Genomic DNA, 18,155 nt, shown 5'->3' with positions numbered 1-18,155 from the left:
CGTTCTGTTACGCTACTTTGTCTTTGGCCTATGCGCGCCTCGCGGAGGCGCGCGGCTTGAGGCCGTTTAGCTTAGGCGATGATCTTGGCCACGACGCCGGCGCCGACGGTGCGGCCGCCTTCACGGATGGCGAAGCGCAGGCCCTGGTCCATCGCGATCGGGGTGATCAGCTCGACGTTCAGCTCGGCGTTGTCGCCCGGCATGATCATCTCGACGCCTTCCTTCAGCTGAACGATGCCGGTCACGTCCGTCGTGCGGAAGTAGAACTGCGGGCGATAGTTCGTGAAGAACGGGGTGTGACGACCGCCTTCTTCCTTGGTCAGGATGTAGGCTTCGGCCAGGAACTTGGTGTGCGGGGTGATGGAGCCCGGCTTGCACAGAACCTGGCCGCGCTCGACGTCTTCACGCTTGGTGCCGCGCAGCAGAACGCCGACGTTGTCGCCCGCTTGACCTTGGTCCAGCAGCTTGCGGAACATTTCCACGCCCGTGCAGGTCGTCTTCTGGACCGGACGGATGCCGACGATCTCGACTTCCTCACCGACCTTGATGATGCCCTTCTCGACGCGGCCCGTGACCACGGTGCCGCGGCCCGAGATCGAGAACACGTCTTCGACCGGCATCAGGAACGGCAGGTCGACCGGACGCTCCGGCTGCGGGATGTAGGCGTCGACGGTTTCCATCAGGGCCAGAACGCGCTGTTCGCCGATTTCCGGGTTCACGCCGTCGGTCGCGGCCTTGGCCGAACCCTTGGTGATCGGAATGTCGTCGCCGGGGAACTGGTAGCTGCTCAGCAGCTCGCGCACTTCCATCTCGACCAGTTCCAGCAGTTCTTCGTCGTCGACCAGGTCGACCTTGTTCATGAAGACCACCAGGGCCGGCACGCCGACCTGACGGGCCAGCAGGATGTGCTCGCGGGTCTGCGGCATCGGGCCGTCAGCGGCCGACACCACCAGGATCGCGCCGTCCATCTGCGCCGCGCCGGTGATCATGTTCTTCACATAGTCGGCGTGGCCGGGGCAGTCGACGTGGGCGTAGTGACGGTTGGCCGTCTCATATTCCACGTGCGCGGTGTTGATCGTGATACCGCGCGCCTTCTCTTCCGGCGCAGCGTCGATGTCGGCGTAGTTCATCGCCTTCGCGCCGCCGGCCTTCGCCAGCGTCATCGTGATCGCAGCCGTCAACGTCGTCTTGCCGTGGTCAACGTGACCAATCGTGCCGATGTTGCAGTGCGGCTTCGTCCGTTCGAACTTTTCCTTGGCCATGGCCAAACTCCTGATGGCCCGGGTCCGTCAGCGGAGGGGCGCGATGCTGATCTTTTTAAAAACCTGGAGCGGGTAGACGGGATCGAACCGACATCCTCAGCTTGGAAGGCTGCTGCACTACCATTGTGCTATACCCGCGCGGAGACTGCGGAAGTTCTTTCGGAACGCCGCAGCCGGTTCCTCTCCGTCGTCCTGATCCGTCGTATCCGTCAAGGCGCGTGGTGGGGGAAGAAGGACTCGAACCTTCGAAGCTTACGCAGGGGATTTACAGTCCCCCCCCTTTGCCACTCGGGACATTCCCCCAGCGCGCCTTGTCGAACCGTCGGACCCCTCGTTTCCGCCCATAAAGAAGCGGGACGAAACAAAAGCCTTCGGCTTGTCGCCTCCTCTAGGATAGAGGGGGCGCCCAGACCCGAAAGCCCTTGGGGCTCCAAATCGGAGGGCGTCTTATAGTGTCGTCGAAATCAGAACGCAACGACCGTAAAAGCGGTAAAAAACCGGTCTTCGGAAACCGTCCCGACGGCCCCCGCGACAAGGGTCAAAAGCCCGCTGCGCAAGGGTTTGGCCGGCGCGAGGAAACCCCTCGTCAGCCCCGTTCGCCCGATCGGGGCAAGTCGGACGCCGATAATTTTCTGTGGGGGCGCCACCCGGTTCTGGCCGCTCTGGCGAATCCCGCCCGTCGCGGCATGGGTCGTCTGCTGGCCACGGCCGAGCGCGCCGCCGAGATCGAGAACAATGCTCTGGCAAACGGCCACAGGATCGAGGTGGTCGAAATCCAGGCCTTGGCCCGGATGCTGCCCCCCGGCGCCGTGCACCAAGGACTGGCCTTCAAGGTCCAGCCGCTGGAAGGCGTGTCGCTGGAAGAGCTGGCCGAGCCGGCTGAGGGCGTCATCGTCATGCTGGATCAGCTGACCGACCCTCAGAACGTCGGCGCCATCTTCCGATCGGCCCTGGCGTTCGGCGCGCGGGGCATCATCGTTCAGGACCGTCACGCTCCGGCCCTCGCCGGCGCCCTGGCCAAGGCGGCCGTCGGCGCCACCGAACGCCTACCCCATGCGCGGGTGACGAATCTGTCGCGTGCGCTGGAGCGGCTGGCCGATATGGGCTGGCGCGCGGTCGGCCTGGACGGAACGGGCGAACAGACGCTGGAGGAGGCGCTTGATCATCAGCCGACCGTTCTGGTCATGGGGTCCGAAGGCGACGGCATCCGTCGCCTGGTGGCCGAACATTGCGACGTCCTGGCCAAGATCCCCATGCCGGGCGGATTCGAGAGCCTGAACGTATCCAATGCGGCGGCGGTCGCGCTTTATGAAGCGGCGCGCGCGCAACGCGGCTGACAGAACGCCGCACCGAGGCTAAGGAGCGGAAATGGAATTCCTCTCGTCTCCCGAACTCGCCAGCCAGGCCACGGCTCTGGGCCAGGTCCTGCTGATGGATCTGGTCCTGGCCGGCGACAACGCCGTCGCCGTGGGCCTGGCCGCCGCCGCCCTGCCTCAGGACCAGCGCAAGAAGGCCATTCTGATCGGTCTGGCCGCCGCCGTCGTCATGCGAATCGGCTTTGCGCTGATCACCGTGCAGCTTCTGGCCCTGGTCGGCCTGCTGCTGGCCGGCGGCCTTCTGCTGCTGTGGGTGTGCTGGAAGATGTGGCGCGAGCTGCGCGAGCAGGCGACGCACGACCAGGCCGAGGCCGAGAAGGAACTCGAACTGGCCATGAGCATCGAGCACGGCTCTGGTCCGTCGCCCGAGGAACTGGGCATCAAGCGCAAGAGCTTCGGCGCCGCCCTGGTTCAGATTATGGTCGCCGATATCACCATGTCGCTGGACAATGTGCTGGCCGTCGCCGGCGCCGCGCACGAACACCCCTGGATCATGGTCTTCGGCCTGGTCCTGTCGATCGCCCTGATGGGCGTCGCCGCCACGTATATCGCCAAGCTTCTGCATCGCTTCAGCTGGATCGGCTATATCGGTCTGGTCGTCGTGCTCTATGTCGCCCTGCATATGATCTGGGACGGCGCCCGTCAGGTGGTGGTCCGCACCGGCCATATGGACGAGTTCAACGCCTCGGCCCCGGCCTTCCTTGAGATCGGTCCCGAGGAAGCGGCCAAACACCTGGGCCAGAAGCGCACAGAGGACAGCCCGACGCCGGCACCCGCCGAACCGACGGTCGCGCCATGACCGTCGCCACGGTCACCGTCGAAGAGGCCGCCGCCTGGCTGCAGGCCGGCGAAGCGGTGCTGATCGATGTGCGCGAGCCGGAGGAGTTCGCCGCCGCCCGCATCGACGGCGCGATCCTGGCCCCGCTCAGCCAGATGCCCGCCGCCTGGGAGGCGCTGGACCTTCCGGCCGACAAGAAGATCATCGTCCAATGCCTGAAGGGCGGCCGCAGCCACCAGGTCTGCGCCTTCGTCGGCCCGACCGGCCCCGACGGTCAGCCGCTGTTCAACCTGACCGGCGGCATCCAGGCCTGGAACGCGGCGGGGCTTCCCGTCGTGTTCGCCGAGCAGGACTGATCAGCGACCGCGCAGCCAGCCGGTGACCGAAATCCGGTCCGCCGCCGCCGACAGGGCGACCTGTGTCACCGAATGGGGCGTCGGCACCTTCAGCAGATTCAGGGTGTTGAAGCGCGGCGTGAAGGCCTCCGCCACATTGCCGTCGGCGCCATGGAAGGCCAGCAGGCCGCCCCACTCGATTCGCCAGGCCGGCGTCAGGTTCAGCACATTGGCGAAGAAGCGATTTTTGCCCTCGGCGTGATCGTCATGCTCGGTCAGAAAATGGCCGGCGCGATAACGAGTCAGTTGCGCATCGGCCAGGGCGAGCTGCGGCTCGCCGGTCACGTCCCGCATCAGGCCCAGGAAGGCCTCGCCGTTCAGAAAGTCCAACAGATCAGACCACACCGGCGCCGCCTGCCCCGCCTGGACCAGATCGTAGATCGGGTGATTGTCGTACAGATATTGGAAGTCGGTCTGGGCCGAGACCTGCACCGCCTGACCCAGCGCCTGCTTCTGATCCGGCGTCAGAGAGGCCAGCCAGGCAGCGGGCAGATCGACATGGCCGGTCCCGCGTCGCGTCACGACATTGTAGTCGGCGCGCGTCGCCGCGTCGTAGAGCGCCTGAGCGTCGGTTGGCGCCAGGACGCCGTCGATCTGCGCCCGCCCCGTGCGCGCCAGCCGTTCGCGAATGGCGGCGCGCGCTGCCTCGGTCAGGGGCGTCAGGGTCGGCGTCATCGCTTATCCCCTTCGGATCAGGCGTCCGCGCCGCCGAAGCGTTCGGACCATTCCGCGACCTGGGCGTCCTCGATCTTGGCGAACAGCACGCCCTGAGCTTCGACCTTGCCGCCGACCGGCAGACGGTTCAGCAAATCCTCGTCGGTGGCAGGCCAGCTCAGGTCCTCCACCCCAACCGAGGCCGCGATCTTGGGCGCGGTGAAGGGCAGGATCGGCGCAGCCAGACGCGCAAACAGGGCCACCAGGTTCAGACCCGTGCGCACGCCCACCGCCGCGCGGTCGCGATCAGTCTTCAGCGCCGTCCAGGGCGCCGCGACCTGCAGATACTCGTTGCCCAGGACCCAGGCGGCGCGGATGGCGACGGCGGCCTTTCTAAACTCCATCGCCTCCAGCTGTTCGGTCGCCTCGGCGACGGCGGCCTTGATGTCGGCCTCCAGCTGGATCTCCACCGGACCGGGTTCGCCGCCCTCCGGCACGACGCCGTCGAACTTCGACTCGGCGAACTTGACGATGCGGTTGACGAAGTTCCCCAGCACATCGGCCAGGTCCTTGTTGGTCGAGGCCTGGAAGTCCTCCCAGGTGAAAGCCGAGTCCGCGTGCTCGGGCCCATAGGCCGTCAGGCGCCAGCGCCAGTAATCGGCCGGCAGAAGCTCCAACGCCTGATCCATGAAGACGCCGCGCTTCTGGCTGGTGGAGAACTTGCCCCCATACCAGTTCAGCCAGTTGAAGGCCTTCAATTGATCCACCGTCTTCCACGGCTCGCCCGAGCCGATGATGGTCGCGGGGAAGCTGACGGTGTGGAAGGCGACGTTGTCCTTGCCCATGAACTGGACATAGCGAACGTCCTCAGCCCCCTCGTCCAGACGCCACCAGTCACGCCATGACCCGCCCGTCGCCTCGGCCCATTCCTCGGTCGCGGCGATGTATTCGATGGGGGCGTCGAACCAGACGTAGAAGACCTTGTCCTCCATGCCCGGGCGCGGGAAGCCGTCCTTGGTCACCGGCACGCCCCAGGCCAGGTCGCGGGTGATGCCCCGGTCGATCAGCCCCTCGTCCAGATGTTTGTAGGCGATGGACTTGGCCAGCTGTTGCCAGCCGGTCTTGCCGTCGACCCAGGCGCGGATTTCCGGCTCGATCTTGGTCTGGAGCAGATAGAGGTGACGCGTGTCGCGCACCTCCAGGTTCTTGGAGCCCGACACCGACGAATAGGGATCGATCAGGTCGGTCGGATCCAGCAGCCGTCCGCAGTTGTCGCACTGATCGCCACGCGCGCCGACATGGCCGCAGTGGGGGCAGGTTCCCTCGACATAGCGGTCGGGCAGGAAGCGGGCGTCGTCGATCGAATAGATCATCCGATCCACCCGCTCCTCGATCAGGCCGTTCCTCTCCAGCGCCTCGGCGAAATGCTGGGTCAACCGGTGGTTCTGCGGATTAGACGACCGGCCGAACCAGTCGTAGCTGAGCCCGAAGGCTTGCCCTGCGGCCTTCTGGATTTCGTGCTGCTCGTCGCAATAGGTCCGCACATCCTGGCCAGCGGCGGCGGCGGCCAGCTCGGCCGGGGTGCCGTGCTCATCGGTGGCGCAGATATAGAGGACCTCATGCCCCTGGGCCCGCTTGAACCGCGCCCAGACGTCGGCCGGCAACATCGAGCCCGCCAGATTCCCCAGGTGCTTGATGCCGTTGATGTAGGGCAGCGCCGAGGTGATGAGGATGCGGGCCATGATCGTCCAGGTGTTCGGGGAAGCGCAGGGATATAGAGCGGCGGCGCGGTTTCCTCAAACGCCTTGCGGCAGACGGCGCGCAATACGGATGAAACGCCCGGTCAGCAGGGTCGAGGACGCCAGGCTGGCGATCACCACCGCCCAGACCAGGCCGTTCACGCCCATCTGATGCGCCAGCACCCAGCCCAGCGGCATCATCACCGCCCCATAGGCGGCGAAATGCATGATGGTGGGCCACCAGACGTCGCCCGCCGCCCGGTTGGCCTGGGCCGCCACGACCTGAATGCCGTCCGCGACGAAGAAAAGCGTCGCCAGCACCAGGGCCGGCGCGGCGATGGCCAGCAGCGCCGGATCGCGATTATAGGCGCCGACGATCAGATGGGCGCTGGGCCAAACCAGCAGGGCGACCACCAATGTCAGGGCCGTCACCACACCCAGCCCCACCAGACCGGCGCGCATCACCCCTCGCCCGTCGCCGGCGCCATAGCTGCGGCCCACCAGCACCGCCGTCGCCGACGACAGACCCATGGGCAGCATGAACACGATCGCCGAGACGTTCAGCACCACCGCCCAGGCCGCCGTCTCCGCCGTGCCGATCTGACCGGCGAAGAAGGTGAAGCCAGAGAAGGCCCCGACCTCGATGAAGTAGGAGGCCCCGGCGCCCAGGCCGACCTTGACCTGCTCGCGCGCGGCCTCGGGATCGCGCTCGGGCTTGTCGAAGATGCCCAGCGCCCGCGCCTCGGGCAGACGCAGGATGTAGAACACCAGAAAGATCGCCAGCGCCGCCCGCGCCCCGAACGTCGCCCAGGCCGAAGCGAAGGCGCCGTCGAAGCCGAAGCCGAGCAGGTCCGGCACCAGCACGATGTTCAGCACCAGATTGACCCCGTTCGCCACCCACATGGCGACCATGCCGGGCTTTGGCCGGCCCAGAGCCTCCAAGAAGAACTGGCCCGTCACCGAGATCAGATAGAAGGGCATGGACAGGGCGAAGACGATCAGGGCAGGCCCGGCGCCCTCCGCCAGACCGTCCTCCAGGCCCAGCTTGCCCAGCCCCCACGGGCCGATGGCGATCAGGGCGATCATCGACACCACGCCGATCTGCAACGAATAGGTCAGGCCGCGACGCAGCACCGAGCCGACAGCGTGCCGACGCCCCTCGCCCAGCATCCGCGCCGTCATCACCTGCACGCCCAGCATCAGGCCCACCGCCGTCGTCACCACGATGGACGTCGGCGCCCAGGCCAGCGAATGGAACGCCAGCTCCTGGCTGGAATAGTTGCCCACAACGATGGCGTCGGTCAGGCCCATGGTCATGATGCCGATACGCGCCAGGATCACCGGCCATGCCAGGTTCAGCAGGTCGCGGAAGGCGGTACGGGTCTGGGAGCTGAGCGCGATCATCGGACGCGGCACAGGCCACGCCGACCCGCCGGGGTCAACTCCCAAAAACTTTGAGGGCTCGGCCTACCAGGCGCCCAGTTCGCGAAGCTGACGCACCAGTTCCTCAGGCGCCTCGCCGGCGTCGAGGTCGGTCAGATCGACCGGCGCATCCTTGGGCTCGAAGTATCGCCAGCCCTGAAAGGGTCGCCGGGCCATGGGCGCGGTGCGGATGACCTTGGGTTCGAGCGTGATCTCGCATCGGCTTTGCTTGCCCTCGCCGAAGGTGGCGATGTCCAGAACCGGTTGGCGACAGACGATAGTCCCCCTCACCACCCAGTAAAGCGAACCGCCGTCCTCGATCTCGGTCGCCCGTTTCGGCGTCATGCGTGTGTGGACGACGAGCGCCCCGCCCCGGGCGGCGCGGGCCTCCAGCCATTCGACGTCCGGCACCCCGACGCCCAGCTTGATCATGTGAAGCGGCATGGCGCCCACGTAGTGCCCCTTAAGCGCATTGGCCAGATTCTTAATCTAAAGGGGTTAGTCATGATCGCGCGCCGCTCAGTTCGCCCAGCGCGTTTAGGACCAGTATGTACGGATTGATTACCCGCCTGACGGCCCATCCCGGCCGCCGCGACGAACTGGGCCTCTGCCTGCTGGATCCCAATGTGAAACGACCGGGCTGCCACAGCTACGTCGTGGCGCACGATGTGAATGACGCCGACGCCCTGCTCGTCACAGAGGTCTGGATGAGCAAGGCCTCGCACGATGCCTGGTTCAACACGATCCGCGAATCCAGAGTGATGCGTCCGGCGCTCGGCTTGATCGCGCTATGGGGCGACACGGTCGTGACGCGCCCGATCGGCGGCGTGGGGCTTTAGTCCGCCTTCACCACCGCCAGCACGGCCGCCTCGACGACCTGGTCGCCAAGAGACGCGACGCTTTCCACCACGCCGTCGAACGGCGCGGTCAGGGCGTGTTCCATCTTCATGGCTTCCAGCACCACGACCGGCTGGCCCTTCGTCACCGCATCGCCGGCCTTGACCGGCGTAGCCACGATCTTGCCCGGCATGGGCGCGCGCAGCGAGCCATCCGACACCGCGCCCGCGCCGGACCCCACGGCGGCGCGATAGGGCGTGACGCGACGCGCCTCGCCATCGACGAACAGGACAAAACCGTCGTCAACGGCCTGATAGCCGAACAGGCGATCCCCGGCCTGAACCTGGTCGAACCCGACATGAGCCACTTCGCCCTGAGAACCGCGCCAGCCCGTTTCGATGGGCGTCACCGCAGCGGACACCCCTTGACCGTCGACATGGGCCCAGACGGTCGTCTGCGCCGGCACATTCAGGCGCACGCCATAGGACAGGCCCGGCTGGCCGCCCCAAGGGCTGAACCGGTCGGAACGCGCCTCGACGGCATCCGCCGCTGCTTCCGCAATCAGGGTCAGGGCCGCCAGCGTCGCTTCGTCGGACGGCTGCGGCTGCAACGCCGCCTCCTCCGCCGCGATGAAGCCCGTGTCCACGTCGCCTGCGACGAAGCGCGGGTGCTCCAGACAGCGTTTCAGGAAGCCTGCGTTGGCCTTGACCGGCCAGACCTCGACCTCGCCCGCCGCCTCGGCCAGCCGCGCCGCCGCCTCCTCGCGCGTGTCCTCATGCACGATCAGCTTGGCGATCATCGGATCATAGAACTGGCTGACCTCGCCGCCCTGCTCCACGCCGGTATCGACGCGGATGCCTTCAGGCATGACGAAATGCTCCAGCTTGCCGATGGAAGGCAGGAATCCGTTGGCCGGATCCTCGGCATACAGCCGCGCCTCCATGGCCCAGCCGTTCAGCTGGATCTCGGCCTGCTTCAGGGGGACCGGCTCGCCCGCGGCAACGCGGAACTGCCACTCGACCAGATCGACGCCCGTCACGCTCTCGGTCACGGGATGCTCGACCTGCAGCCGGGTGTTCATCTCCATGAACCAGACGCCGTCCGCCTTCAGCCCGTCCGAGGCGTCGGCGATGAACTCGATGGTCCCGGCCCCGACATAGTTGACCGCCCGGGCCGCCTTGATCGCGGCCCCGGTCACGGCGGCGCGCACGGCCTCGCTCATGCCCGGCGCGGGCGCCTCTTCGATCACCTTCTGGTGGCGGCGTTGCAGCGAACAGTCGCGCTCATAAAGGTGGACGACCTCGCCGTGCTTGTCGCCGAACACCTGCACCTCGATGTGGCGTGGGCGGGTGATGTAGCGTTCGATCAGCACCCGGTCGTCGCCGAAGGCCGCAGCCCCCTCGCGCTTGGCGCTGGCCAGACCGGCGGCGAAATCGGCCGGATCATCGACCCGTTTCATCCCCTTGCCGCCGCCGCCCGCGACCGCCTTGATCAGCACCGGATAGCCGATCCGCGCCGCCTCGGCCGTCAGGGTCTCTTCCGATTGGTCCGCGCCCTGATAGCCGGGCGTCACCGGCACCCCGGCCTGGATCATCAGCTCCTTGGCCGCGTCCTTCAGACCCATGGCGCGAATCGAGGACGGGTCCGGCCCGATCCAGATCAGGCCCGCCGCCGCGACGGCCTCGGCGAAGTCGGCATTCTCGCTCAGGAAGCCATATCCGGGGTGGATCGCCTCTGCGCCGGTCGCCTTGGCCGCCGCCAACACCTTGGCGCCGTCCAGATAGGATTCGCGCGCCGCCGCCGGTCCGATCAGCACCGCCTCGTCGGCCTCGCGCACATGCAGGGCGTTGGCGTCCGCCTCGGAATAGACGGCGATGGTGCGAATCCCCATCCGCTTGGCGGTGCGGAAGACACGGCAGGCGATTTCGCCGCGATTGGCGACAAGGACGGACTTGAACATGAAGCGGTCTTAGCCGGATCGTGCGCATCAGGCGAGAGGCAGAGCACGACCCTTCTCACGCGACGCGGCAGGCGTTAAGCCCCTCCGATGTCCCTGCGCCCCCTCTTCGTCACCCAGGTCTATGAAGCCTCCCTCGCCGAAGGGCGTGGCTGGTCCGACTTCAACGCACAGCTGATCGACGTCATCCGGATGATGGCCGAGGAGGATGAGGCCGGCCGCCGGTGGTGCAAGGCCAACGCCTATCGCGGCTATACCTCCTACGGATCGCTGAACGACCTGCCCCAGCGATTCCCCGAGTTCGCCGAGCTGAAGCGCCATCTGGATCGTCATGCCGTCGCCTACGCCAAGGCGCTGAACTTCGACCTGGCCCGCAAACCCCGCCTCGACAATCTGTGGGTCAACATCTTGAAGCCCGGCGGCGGCCATACGGGTCACATCCACCCGCACGCCTTCCTGTCGGGCACCGTCTATATCGACGTGCCAGACGGCGCCTCATCGCTAAAGCTGGAAGATCCCCGCCTGCCCTTCATGATGGCCCGACCGTCGGTGACGGATGAGGCGAGCGAGGCCGAGCGGCCGTTCGTCTATCTGCAGCCTCAGGCAGGCACGGTGCTGATGTGGGAAAGCTGGCTGCGGCACGAGGTGCCGACCAATCTGGCCAAGGCCGACCGGATTTCGATCAGCTTCAACTACGCGTGAAATCGGCCGCCGTTTCCGGCGGCCGATCAGTGCAATCAGACCGTCCAGCTGGCCTTGCGCTTTTCCAAGAAGGCGGCGACGCCCTCGCGGCCTTCGTCCGATACGCGGGCGCGGGCGATGCGTTTGGCGGTTTCATCCATCAGACCGTTATCGATCTTGTGGTGCGCGATGTCGTTGACCAGTCGCTTGGCCTCGCCCATCGCGCCCGGCGCATTGTTGGTCAGGCTGTCGCTCAGCATCGAGATGAACTCGTCCACCGATCCTTCGGGCAGCACGAGGTCGATCAGGCCGGCATGGGCGGCGTAGTCGGCGTCGAAGGCGTTGGCGGTCAGGAACAACTGGCGGGCGCGGCGCGCGCCGACAGCCTCGATCACATAGGGAGCGATGGTCGCCGGGATCAGACCCAGCTTGACCTCGGAGAAGGCAAAGCGTGCCCCCTCGACCGCCACCGCCATGTCGCAGGCGGCGACGATGCCCGCTCCGCCGCCCATGGCGTTGCCTTCGACCACCGCCACCGTCAGGGCGGGAATGTCGTGCAGGGCCTTCAGCATTTTCGCCAGGCCCATGGCGTCGTCGCGGTTGTCGCTCTCGGACCAGCCGGCGGCGTCGCGCATCCAGTTCAGATCGGCCCCGGCGCTGAAGGTGCCGCCCGCCCCCCGAATGAGGACGGCCCGCACCCGGTCCGCGCCGTGCAGCGTTTCGAACGCCTCGTGCAGGGCCGAGATGGTCGCCGCGTCGAAGGCGTTCTTCTTCTGCGGACGGTTGATGGTGACGAAGACGACGCCGTCGGTGGTCGAATCGATCTGCACCAGATCATCGTCGGCGTCCGGCGCCGCATCGGGCACCAGCGGCTGGGCGATGCTGTTGATCTCGGCCGCCTCGGCGTCGGTGACGTCCAGGGCGTTGAGGTCGGCTTCGGTCGGTTGATCGGCCATGGGGGTCTCCAAACTGCGTGTCCGCTCACAACGAGGCGCGGACCAATAGGTTACATCCGGAACAGGCCGAACGTCGTCTCCGGGATGGGGGCGTTCAGGCTGGCGCTGATGGCCAGGCCCAGCACATCACGGGTCTGGGCCGGATCGATGACGCCGTCGTCCCACAGGCGGGCGGTGGCGTAATAGGGATTGCCCTCGTCCTCATACTTCTGGCGGATCGGCGCCTTGAAGGCCTCGGCGTCGTCAGGGGACCAAGTCTCGGCGTCGCGGTGCACGGTGGCCAGCACACTGGCGGCCTGCTCGCCGCCCATGACCCCGATCCGGCTGTTGGGCCAGGTGAACAGGAAGCGCGGCGAATAGGCCCGGCCGCACATGCCGTAGTTTCCGGCTCCGAAGCTCCCGCCGATCAGGACGGTGAACTTGGGCACTTCGGCCGAGGCCACGGCCGTCACCAGTTTGGCGCCGTCCTTGGCGATGCCGCCCGCCTCATATTTCCCGCCGACCATGAAGCCACTGATGTTTTGCAGGAACAGCAGCGGAATCTTGCGCTTGCAGGCCAGTTCGATGAAGTGCGCGCCCTTCTGGGCGCTTTCGGAAAAGATGACGCCGTTGTTGGCCAGGATGGCGACCGGATAGCCCCAGATGCGCGCGAACCCGCACACCAGGGTCGAGCCGTACAGGCTCTTGAACTCGTCGAACTCCGACCCGTCCACCAGCCGAGAGATGACCTCGCGCACATCATAGGGGGCGCGCACGTCGTCTGGGATCAGGCCGTACAGCTCCTCCGCGTCGAAGGCGGGGGCGCGCGGTTCGCGCACATCCATCTCGACGGCCTTGGTCGTGTTCAGATTGGCGACGATGGAGCGCACGATCTCCAGCGCATGCTCATCATTCTCGGCGACATGGTCGACCACGCCGGAGCGACGGCCGTGGGTCTCGGCCCCGCCCAGCTCCTCCGCCGAGATGACCTCGCCCGTCGCCGCCTTCACCAGCGGCGGGCCGGCCAGGAAGATTGCCCCCTGGTTCCTGACGATGATCGTCTCGTCCGACATGGCCGGCACATAGGCCCCGCCGGCGGTGGACAGGCCCATGACGCAGGCGATCTGGGCGATGCCCTTGGCGCTCATCCGGGCCTGATTGAAGAAGATGCGGCCGAAATGATCGCGGTCGGGAAACACCTCGGCCTGGTGCGGCAGGTTGGCCCCGCCGCTATCGACCAGATAGACGCACGGCAGGCGGTTCTGCTCGGCGATCTCCTGGGCGCGCAGGTGCTTCTTCACCGTCATGGGGAAGTAGGCGCCGCCCTTAACCGTCGGGTCGTTGCAGACGATCATGACCTCGCGGCCCGAAACCCGGCCGATGCCGGCGATGACGCCCGCCGCCGGGGCCTCGCCGTCATACATGTCGTGCGCAGCCAGTTGCCCGATCTCCAAGAAGGGCGAGCCGGGGTCCAGCAGGCGCTCGACGCGGTCGCGCGGCAACAGCTTGCCGCGAGCGACGTGACGGTCGCGGGACTTGTCAGACCCGCCGCGCGCGGCCTTGGCCACATGGTTGCGCAACTCGGCGACCAGGGCGCTGTTGTGCGCGTGCAGGGACTTGTATTTTTGGCTTTGCGGATCGACCGCGGACGTCAGCTTCGGCATGGGGTTGGTTTAGGCGGGGTCGAGGGGCGCCACAAGCGTCTGCCGCCATCCTTGCTTCCTCGCCCCTTTTCGCCTATAGGCCCCGCCTTTCCAGGGCTTCGGTCCTGTCGCGGAGCACCAAAGGGTTGGACGTTCGGTCCGGCCGCCGCGCCAGGAGCCATCGTGGAGACCGACTTACCCGGTCGTTTCCGCGCCGACGCCCACAAGGGAGACTACCGCATGGCTCTTTACGAGCACACGGTCATGACGCGCCAGGATATCTCGGCGCAACAGGCCGAAGCGCTGAATGACACCATCAAGGATCTGATCGTCGCCGGTGGCGGCTCGGTCGCCAAGATCGAATACTGGGGTCTGCGCAACCTGACGTACCGCGTGAAGAAGAACCGCAAGGCTCACTATTCGCTGCTGGCCGTCGACGCCCCTCCGGCCGCCATGGCCGAAGTCGAGCGTCAGCTGTCGATCAACGAAGACGTGCTGCGCTGGCTGACCGTCCGCGTCGAGGAACTCGACCTGGAACTGTCGCCGCTGCTGGCCCGCCGCGAGCGTGAACGCGAGCGTGAGCGCGAGCGCACCCCGCGCGACGACGCCGCCGCCGACGCCGAATAAGGAACCCGGAACATGACCGATACCACCGCCCCGACCCCGGGCGCACCGGCGGGCTCCGGCGCCGCCGGCCGCCGCCCCTTCTATCGTCGCCGCAAGGTCTGCCCGTTCTCGGGCGCCAATGCGCCGAAGATCGACTACAAGGACGTCAAGCTGCTGCAGCGTTACGTCTCCGAACGCGGCAAGATCGTGCCTTCGCGCATCACCGCCGTCTCCCAGAAGAAGCAGCGTGAACTGGCCAAGGCCATCAAGCGCGCTCGCTATCTGGCCCTCCTGCCTTACGTGGTGAAGTGAGATGAAGGTCGTTCTGCTGGAACGCGTCGATAACCTCGGCGCCATCGGCGACGTCGTCACTGTCAAGGACGGCTTCGCTCGCAACTTCCTTCTGCCGCGCGACAAGGCCCGCCGGGCCACCGCCGCCAACCTGAAGGCGTTCGAACTCGACCGCGCCGCCATCGAGCAGCGCAACGAGAAGAACAAGGCCGACGCTCAGAAGGTCGCCGACAAGATCGACGGCCAGACCTACGTCATGATCCGTCAGGCCGGTGAAACCGGTCACCTGTACGGTTCGGTCGCCGGTCGCGACGTCGCCGAGGCCATCCAGGCCGAAGGCGGCAAGGTCGAGCGCTCGCAGGTCGTCCTGAACACGGCGATCAAGAGCCTGGGCGTCCACGAAGTGCCGGTTCGCCTGCACGCCGAGGTCCGCGCCACGGTCAAGATCAACATCGCCCGCTCGATGGACGAGGCCGAGCGCCAAGCCAAGGGCGAGGACGTGATCCGCAGCCAGTTCGACGATGAGCGCCAGGCCGCCGAGCAATCGGCCCAGGAACTGATCGAAGGCGGCGCCGGTCAACAAGAAGGCTTCGGCGACGAAGCCTGATCCGACCGGATCCTGAAAGACATCAAGGGCGCGTCTCGCAAGAGACGCGCCCTTTTTGCTGCGCGGGAGGCGATCGCCAACCGCACGGCCGATCGTCACCTTGACCTATGACAAGATTACAACAAAGCCAGATCATTGATCTTCGAAACGGGCATCTAGACATTAAGCTTGCTTGACGCCGTCACATTGCGGTCACAGCCTGCAACTGCAGCTCGCGTTTCGAATATATGCGCAAGATTATTGCGCCTTTCGAGACGCCAGCCGCGGGCGACGGCATGGCGGCCTGCCGAGCGCCGACATAGAGGGCTGTCGTGCATCGTCGGGGACTATCAATGAAACTCGGATACGGTCGTCAGGCCCTGTTGGCCTTCGCCTCCACCAGCGCGCTCTTCATCGCCTCATCGGCGTTCGCCCAGACCACCCCTCCGCCAAGCGAAGCCACCGATGTCGATGAGATCGTCGTCACCGGCACGCGCACCGTTGGGCGCAGCCGGCTCGACAGCGTCGCGCCCGTCGATGTCATCACCGGCGAAACTCTGGCGAAACAGGGTACTGGCACAGAGCTGGCCGCCGCCCTCGCCGCCACCGCCCCGTCCATCAACTTCCCTCGTCCCGCCATTTCCGACGGCTCGGATCACGTCCGTCCAGCAACCCTGCGCGGTCTGGCTCCTGACCAGACCCTGGTCCTGATCAACGGTCAGCGCGGCCATGTCGGCGCCCTGGTCAATGTCAACGGCGCGCTTGGCCGTGGCTCCACCGCCTTCGACCTGAATACGATTCCATCGATCAGCCTCGGCTCGGTCGAAGTCCTGCGTGACGGCGCTTCGGCGCAGTACGGCGCCGACGCCATCGCCGGCGTCATCAATCTGCGTCTGCGCCAGGCGTCGAGCGGCGGCGGCATCACCGCCAACTACGGCATCTACGACACCGACTTCACGACCGCCCGCGGCGAGCACAGCCGCCGCGACGGCGAACAGACCTCGCTTGCCGGCTGGGTGGGCCTGCCCCTGTTCGGCGACGGCTTCCTGACCCTTTCGGGCGAAGTCCAGAAACGCCAGCCCACCAATCGCTCCGACTACGCCGCGACCACCGCCGTCAACGGAGGCAGTGCAACCACCGTCATCGGTCGCTTCGGCGACCCCTATACCGAAGCCTACACCGGCTATTTCAACGCCGGCAAACCGCTCGGCGGCGAATGGGAAGCCTACGCCTTCGGCGGCTATCAGAAGCGCAAGTCCGAGGCTGCGGCGACCGCCCGCGCCTTCAACAACTCCAACAACGTCACCGCCATCTATCCCAATGGCTTCCTGCCGATCATTGCCGCCGACATCGACGACTATAATATATACGGCGGCCTGAAAGGCCCCGCAGCCGGCTTCGACTGGGACATCTCGGTCGGCTATGGGCGTAATGAGCTGGATTATCGCGTCCTGAACTCCCTGAACGCCTCCTACGGCGCCGCGTCTCAGACCCAGTTCGACGCCGGCGGCCTCAGCTACGGTCAACTGACCATCGGCGTGGATGCGGTCAAACAGATCGAAGCGAACCTGTATGAACCGCTCAACGTCGCCATCGGCGTCGAATACCGACGCGAGGACTTCAACGTCACCGCAGGCGAACCGACGTCCTACAATAAGGGCCCCGTCACGGCCGGCGGCGCCGGATCGCAGGGCTTCCCCGGCTTTGCGCCATCCAATGCGGTCGATGTCGATCGCAACAACATCAGCGCCTACATCGATCTGGAGGGCAAATTCTCTGAACAGTTCAGCGTCGGCCTGGCCGGGCGCTACGAGGACTATTCCGATTTCGGCGATCAGTTCACGGGCAAGATTTCGGGACGCTACGACTTCACCGAGGCCTTCGCCCTGCGTGGCGCCATTTCGACGGGCTTCAAATCACCAGCCCTTCAGCAACAGTACTTCAGCTACATCGCCACCAACCTTGTCGCCACAGCGGGCGGCGTGGTGCTGCAGCAGAACGGCTCGTACCGGGTCGATGATCCCATCGCGATCGCCCTGGGCTCAAAGCCGCTGGAGCCCGAGACCTCGACCAACTACTCGCTCGGCGCGGTCTTCCGACATGAAGGCTTTGAACTGACGGTGGACACCTACCGCATCGATGTCGCTGACCGGATCATCTATTCCGAGACGCTCGGCGTGTCGCGGCCCAGCCAGACGGCGCAATCCACGGCTGCCATTCAGGCGCTGCTCGCTCCGTTCGGCGTCACCGGCGCGCGGTTTTTCCTGAACGGTGTCGACACCTCGACCAGCGGTGTTGATGTCGTGGCGCGCTATCGGACACAACAGGATTTCGGGCGGTTCGATTTCACACTGGCGGGCAACTTCAACTCTACCGAAGTGACCAAGACGCCTGCCGTTCCCAGCAACCTAGCCATTGCCCCGTCCGACGCCTTCCTGTTCGACCGCTCTTCCAAACTGTCGTTTGAGCAGGGCACGCCTGAACAGAAGATCGTCGCCAGCGTGGACTGGTCGCTGGGCGATTTCGGGGCGACCTTGAAAGGCACCAGCTACGACAGCGTTCTGGTCGCCAACAACAACGCCACCCTGGACTACGAAACGGGCGACGCGCTGCTGGTGGATCTGGAGGGCCGCTACACCCTGCCGTTCGGCGTCTCGCTCGCTGTCGGCGTGAACAACCTGACCGACGAATATCCAACCGCCACGCCGACCAACATCAACGGCGCGACCGGTTCGGTGGGCTATCCAAGCTACTCGCCCTACGGCTTCAACGGCCGCTTCTTCTACGGCCGTCTAAGCTACAACTTCTAAGCCAAGCAATATCACAGCCGAATGGAGCGCTCTTCGGAGCGCCCCATTTGCGTGACGATAGATTTGCTACTGCCTGCTGCAACAAAACATGGTCGCCTGCGTCGATTGACCCGCCGCACCTTCGCCCTGATATGGCCATGACCGCCGGGACCTCCCCGACCTTGCGGTTGGAGAGGCCATGAA

At 66.0% G+C, this 18,155-nt stretch carries 17 protein-coding genes and 2 tRNA genes; 9 read left to right on the top strand and 10 right to left on the bottom strand.

From position 1 onward, the window contains the following. Window positions 1-71: 71 nt before the first annotated feature. The 3 genes from tuf to Q9R14_RS03430 form a co-directional block, all read right to left on the bottom strand. Window positions 72-1,262, bottom strand: a complete 1,191-nt coding sequence (gene tuf / locus Q9R14_RS03440) for an elongation factor Tu (RefSeq protein WP_017506879.1) — start codon at window positions 1,260-1,262, stop codon at window positions 72-74. 64 nt (window positions 1,263-1,326) lie between these two features. After that, window positions 1,327-1,400 (bottom strand) — tRNA-Gly (locus tag Q9R14_RS03435). A gap of 81 nt (window positions 1,401-1,481) precedes the next feature. Then, window positions 1,482-1,565, bottom strand: a tRNA-Tyr gene (locus tag Q9R14_RS03430). Between the two features lie 149 nt (window positions 1,566-1,714). Here Q9R14_RS03430 and rlmB point away from each other — a divergent pair. The 3 genes from rlmB to Q9R14_RS03415 are packed head-to-tail and all read left to right on the top strand — an operon-like array spanning window position 1,715 to window position 3,772. Continuing rightward, window positions 1,715-2,599, top strand: coding sequence for a 23S rRNA (guanosine(2251)-2'-O)-methyltransferase RlmB (rlmB, locus tag Q9R14_RS03425; protein WP_306003507.1), 885 nt, complete (start codon window positions 1,715-1,717; stop codon window positions 2,597-2,599). Window positions 2,600-2,630: 31 nt separating this feature from the next. Continuing rightward, window positions 2,631-3,437, top strand: a complete 807-nt coding sequence (locus tag Q9R14_RS03420) for a TerC family protein (RefSeq protein ID WP_306003506.1) — start codon at window positions 2,631-2,633, stop codon at window positions 3,435-3,437. Continuing rightward, window positions 3,434-3,772 (top strand): rhodanese-like domain-containing protein, encoded by a 339-nt coding sequence (locus Q9R14_RS03415; protein ID WP_306003505.1) that lies wholly within the window; start codon window positions 3,434-3,436, stop codon window positions 3,770-3,772. The genes Q9R14_RS03420 and Q9R14_RS03415 overlap by 4 nt, the downstream gene beginning before the upstream one ends. Here the strand turns inward: Q9R14_RS03415 and Q9R14_RS03410 are convergent, their stop codons facing one another. From Q9R14_RS03410 to Q9R14_RS03395, 4 genes are all read right to left on the bottom strand, one after another. Beyond that, a complete protein-coding gene (locus Q9R14_RS03410) occupies window positions 3,773-4,486 on the bottom strand; it encodes a 2OG-Fe(II) oxygenase family protein (RefSeq protein WP_306003504.1) in 714 nt (237 codons plus the stop codon). A 17-nt stretch (window positions 4,487-4,503) separates the two neighbouring features. Next, complete coding sequence (gene metG / locus Q9R14_RS03405; protein WP_306003503.1) at window positions 4,504-6,207, bottom strand: methionine--tRNA ligase; 1,704 nt, start codon at window positions 6,205-6,207, stop codon at window positions 4,504-4,506. 54 nt (window positions 6,208-6,261) lie between these two features. Beyond that, the gene (locus Q9R14_RS03400; RefSeq protein ID WP_371929778.1) at window positions 6,262-7,608 is read right to left on the bottom strand and encodes an MATE family efflux transporter; all 1,347 of its coding nucleotides are present in this window, start codon (window positions 7,606-7,608) and stop codon (window positions 6,262-6,264) included. Between the two features lie 63 nt (window positions 7,609-7,671). Further along, the gene (locus Q9R14_RS03395) at window positions 7,672-8,070 is read right to left on the bottom strand and encodes a DUF1489 domain-containing protein (protein ID WP_306003501.1); all 399 of its coding nucleotides are present in this window, start codon (window positions 8,068-8,070) and stop codon (window positions 7,672-7,674) included. A 104-nt stretch (window positions 8,071-8,174) separates the two neighbouring features. Here Q9R14_RS03395 and Q9R14_RS03390 point away from each other — a divergent pair, with 104 nt between their 5' ends. After that, the gene (locus Q9R14_RS03390; RefSeq protein ID WP_039247635.1) at window positions 8,175-8,465 is read left to right on the top strand and encodes a putative quinol monooxygenase; all 291 of its coding nucleotides are present in this window, start codon (window positions 8,175-8,177) and stop codon (window positions 8,463-8,465) included. Here Q9R14_RS03390 and Q9R14_RS03385 read toward each other — a convergent pair. Further along, entirely contained in the window at window positions 8,462-10,423 is a 1,962-nt protein-coding gene (locus Q9R14_RS03385) for a biotin carboxylase N-terminal domain-containing protein (RefSeq protein WP_306003500.1), read from the bottom strand. The two genes, Q9R14_RS03390 and Q9R14_RS03385, sit on opposite strands and share 4 nt — an antisense overlap. Before the next feature lie 87 nt (window positions 10,424-10,510). Between Q9R14_RS03385 and Q9R14_RS03380 the strand changes: the two genes are divergently transcribed. Further along, window positions 10,511-11,122: a TIGR02466 family protein gene (locus Q9R14_RS03380; RefSeq protein WP_242076764.1), complete on the top strand. Its 612-nt coding sequence runs from the start codon at window positions 10,511-10,513 to the stop codon at window positions 11,120-11,122. A gap of 35 nt (window positions 11,123-11,157) precedes the next feature. Here Q9R14_RS03380 and Q9R14_RS03375 read toward each other — a convergent pair whose 3' ends face one another. Together Q9R14_RS03375 and Q9R14_RS03370 are read right to left on the bottom strand one after the other, a co-directional pair. Continuing rightward, a complete protein-coding gene (locus Q9R14_RS03375) occupies window positions 11,158-12,057 on the bottom strand; it encodes an enoyl-CoA hydratase-related protein (protein ID WP_306003499.1) in 900 nt (299 codons plus the stop codon). Between the two features lie 50 nt (window positions 12,058-12,107). After that, window positions 12,108-13,700, bottom strand: a complete 1,593-nt coding sequence (locus tag Q9R14_RS03370; protein ID WP_306003498.1) for a carboxyl transferase domain-containing protein — start codon at window positions 13,698-13,700, stop codon at window positions 12,108-12,110. 219 nt (window positions 13,701-13,919) lie between these two features. On the opposite strand from Q9R14_RS03370, the gene rpsF reads away from it, so the two are divergent. The 4 genes from rpsF (at window position 13,920) to Q9R14_RS03350 (ending at window position 17,972) form a co-directional block, all read left to right on the top strand. Next, window positions 13,920-14,306, top strand: coding sequence for a 30S ribosomal protein S6 (gene rpsF / locus Q9R14_RS03365; RefSeq protein ID WP_026108635.1), 387 nt, complete (start codon window positions 13,920-13,922; stop codon window positions 14,304-14,306). Window positions 14,307-14,318: 12 nt separating this feature from the next. Then, window positions 14,319-14,597: a 30S ribosomal protein S18 gene (gene rpsR / locus Q9R14_RS03360; RefSeq protein ID WP_008259463.1), complete on the top strand. Its 279-nt coding sequence runs from the start codon at window positions 14,319-14,321 to the stop codon at window positions 14,595-14,597. Between the two features lies 1 nt (window position 14,598). Next, window positions 14,599-15,183 carry a 50S ribosomal protein L9 gene (gene rplI / locus Q9R14_RS03355; protein ID WP_017506581.1) on the top strand — a complete coding sequence of 195 codons (585 nt, stop codon included), beginning with the start codon at window positions 14,599-14,601 and terminating at the stop codon, window positions 15,181-15,183. Window positions 15,184-15,515: 332 nt separating this feature from the next. Beyond that, window positions 15,516-17,972, top strand: coding sequence for a TonB-dependent receptor (locus Q9R14_RS03350; protein WP_306003497.1), 2,457 nt, complete (start codon window positions 15,516-15,518; stop codon window positions 17,970-17,972). The last annotated feature ends 183 nt before the right edge of the window (window positions 17,973-18,155 follow it).

The organism is Brevundimonas sp. C43 (assembly GCF_030732185.1).
In the GTDB taxonomy this organism is placed as follows: Bacteria; Pseudomonadota; Alphaproteobacteria; order Caulobacterales; family Caulobacteraceae; genus Brevundimonas; species Brevundimonas diminuta_C.
Note: the sequence above shows the minus strand (reverse complement) of the source record. Positions and strands in the feature narration are given on the sequence as shown.

What these genes read in the sequence shown, in the direction of transcription:
- Q9R14_RS03375 (WP_306003499.1), bottom strand. Translation starts at nt 12,057, where the DNA reads ATGGCCGATCAACCGACCGAAGCCGACCTCAACGCCCTGGACGTCACC.
- rpsR (WP_008259463.1), top strand. Translation starts at nt 14,319, where the DNA reads ATGACCGATACCACCGCCCCGACCCCGGGCGCACCGGCGGGCTCCGGC.
- Q9R14_RS03415 (WP_306003505.1), top strand. Translation starts at nt 3,434, where the DNA reads ATGACCGTCGCCACGGTCACCGTCGAAGAGGCCGCCGCCTGGCTGCAG.
- rplI (WP_017506581.1), top strand. Translation starts at nt 14,599, where the DNA reads ATGAAGGTCGTTCTGCTGGAACGCGTCGATAACCTCGGCGCCATCGGC.
- metG (WP_306003503.1), bottom strand. Translation starts at nt 6,207, where the DNA reads ATGGCCCGCATCCTCATCACCTCGGCGCTGCCCTACATCAACGGCATC.
- rpsF (WP_026108635.1), top strand. Translation starts at nt 13,920, where the DNA reads ATGGCTCTTTACGAGCACACGGTCATGACGCGCCAGGATATCTCGGCG.
- Q9R14_RS03395 (WP_306003501.1), bottom strand. Translation starts at nt 8,070, where the DNA reads ATGCCGCTTCACATGATCAAGCTGGGCGTCGGGGTGCCGGACGTCGAA.
- Q9R14_RS03410 (WP_306003504.1), bottom strand. Translation starts at nt 4,486, where the DNA reads ATGACGCCGACCCTGACGCCCCTGACCGAGGCAGCGCGCGCCGCCATT.
- Q9R14_RS03390 (WP_039247635.1), top strand. Translation starts at nt 8,175, where the DNA reads ATGTACGGATTGATTACCCGCCTGACGGCCCATCCCGGCCGCCGCGAC.
- Q9R14_RS03385 (WP_306003500.1), bottom strand. Translation starts at nt 10,423, where the DNA reads ATGTTCAAGTCCGTCCTTGTCGCCAATCGCGGCGAAATCGCCTGCCGT.
- Q9R14_RS03350 (WP_306003497.1), top strand. Translation starts at nt 15,516, where the DNA reads ATGAAACTCGGATACGGTCGTCAGGCCCTGTTGGCCTTCGCCTCCACC.
- Q9R14_RS03420 (WP_306003506.1), top strand. Translation starts at nt 2,631, where the DNA reads ATGGAATTCCTCTCGTCTCCCGAACTCGCCAGCCAGGCCACGGCTCTG.
- Q9R14_RS03380 (WP_242076764.1), top strand. Translation starts at nt 10,511, where the DNA reads ATGTCCCTGCGCCCCCTCTTCGTCACCCAGGTCTATGAAGCCTCCCTC.
- Q9R14_RS03400 (WP_371929778.1), bottom strand. Translation starts at nt 7,608, where the DNA reads ATGATCGCGCTCAGCTCCCAGACCCGTACCGCCTTCCGCGACCTGCTG.
- Q9R14_RS03370 (WP_306003498.1), bottom strand. Translation starts at nt 13,700, where the DNA reads ATGCCGAAGCTGACGTCCGCGGTCGATCCGCAAAGCCAAAAATACAAG.
- tuf (WP_017506879.1), bottom strand. Translation starts at nt 1,262, where the DNA reads ATGGCCAAGGAAAAGTTCGAACGGACGAAGCCGCACTGCAACATCGGC.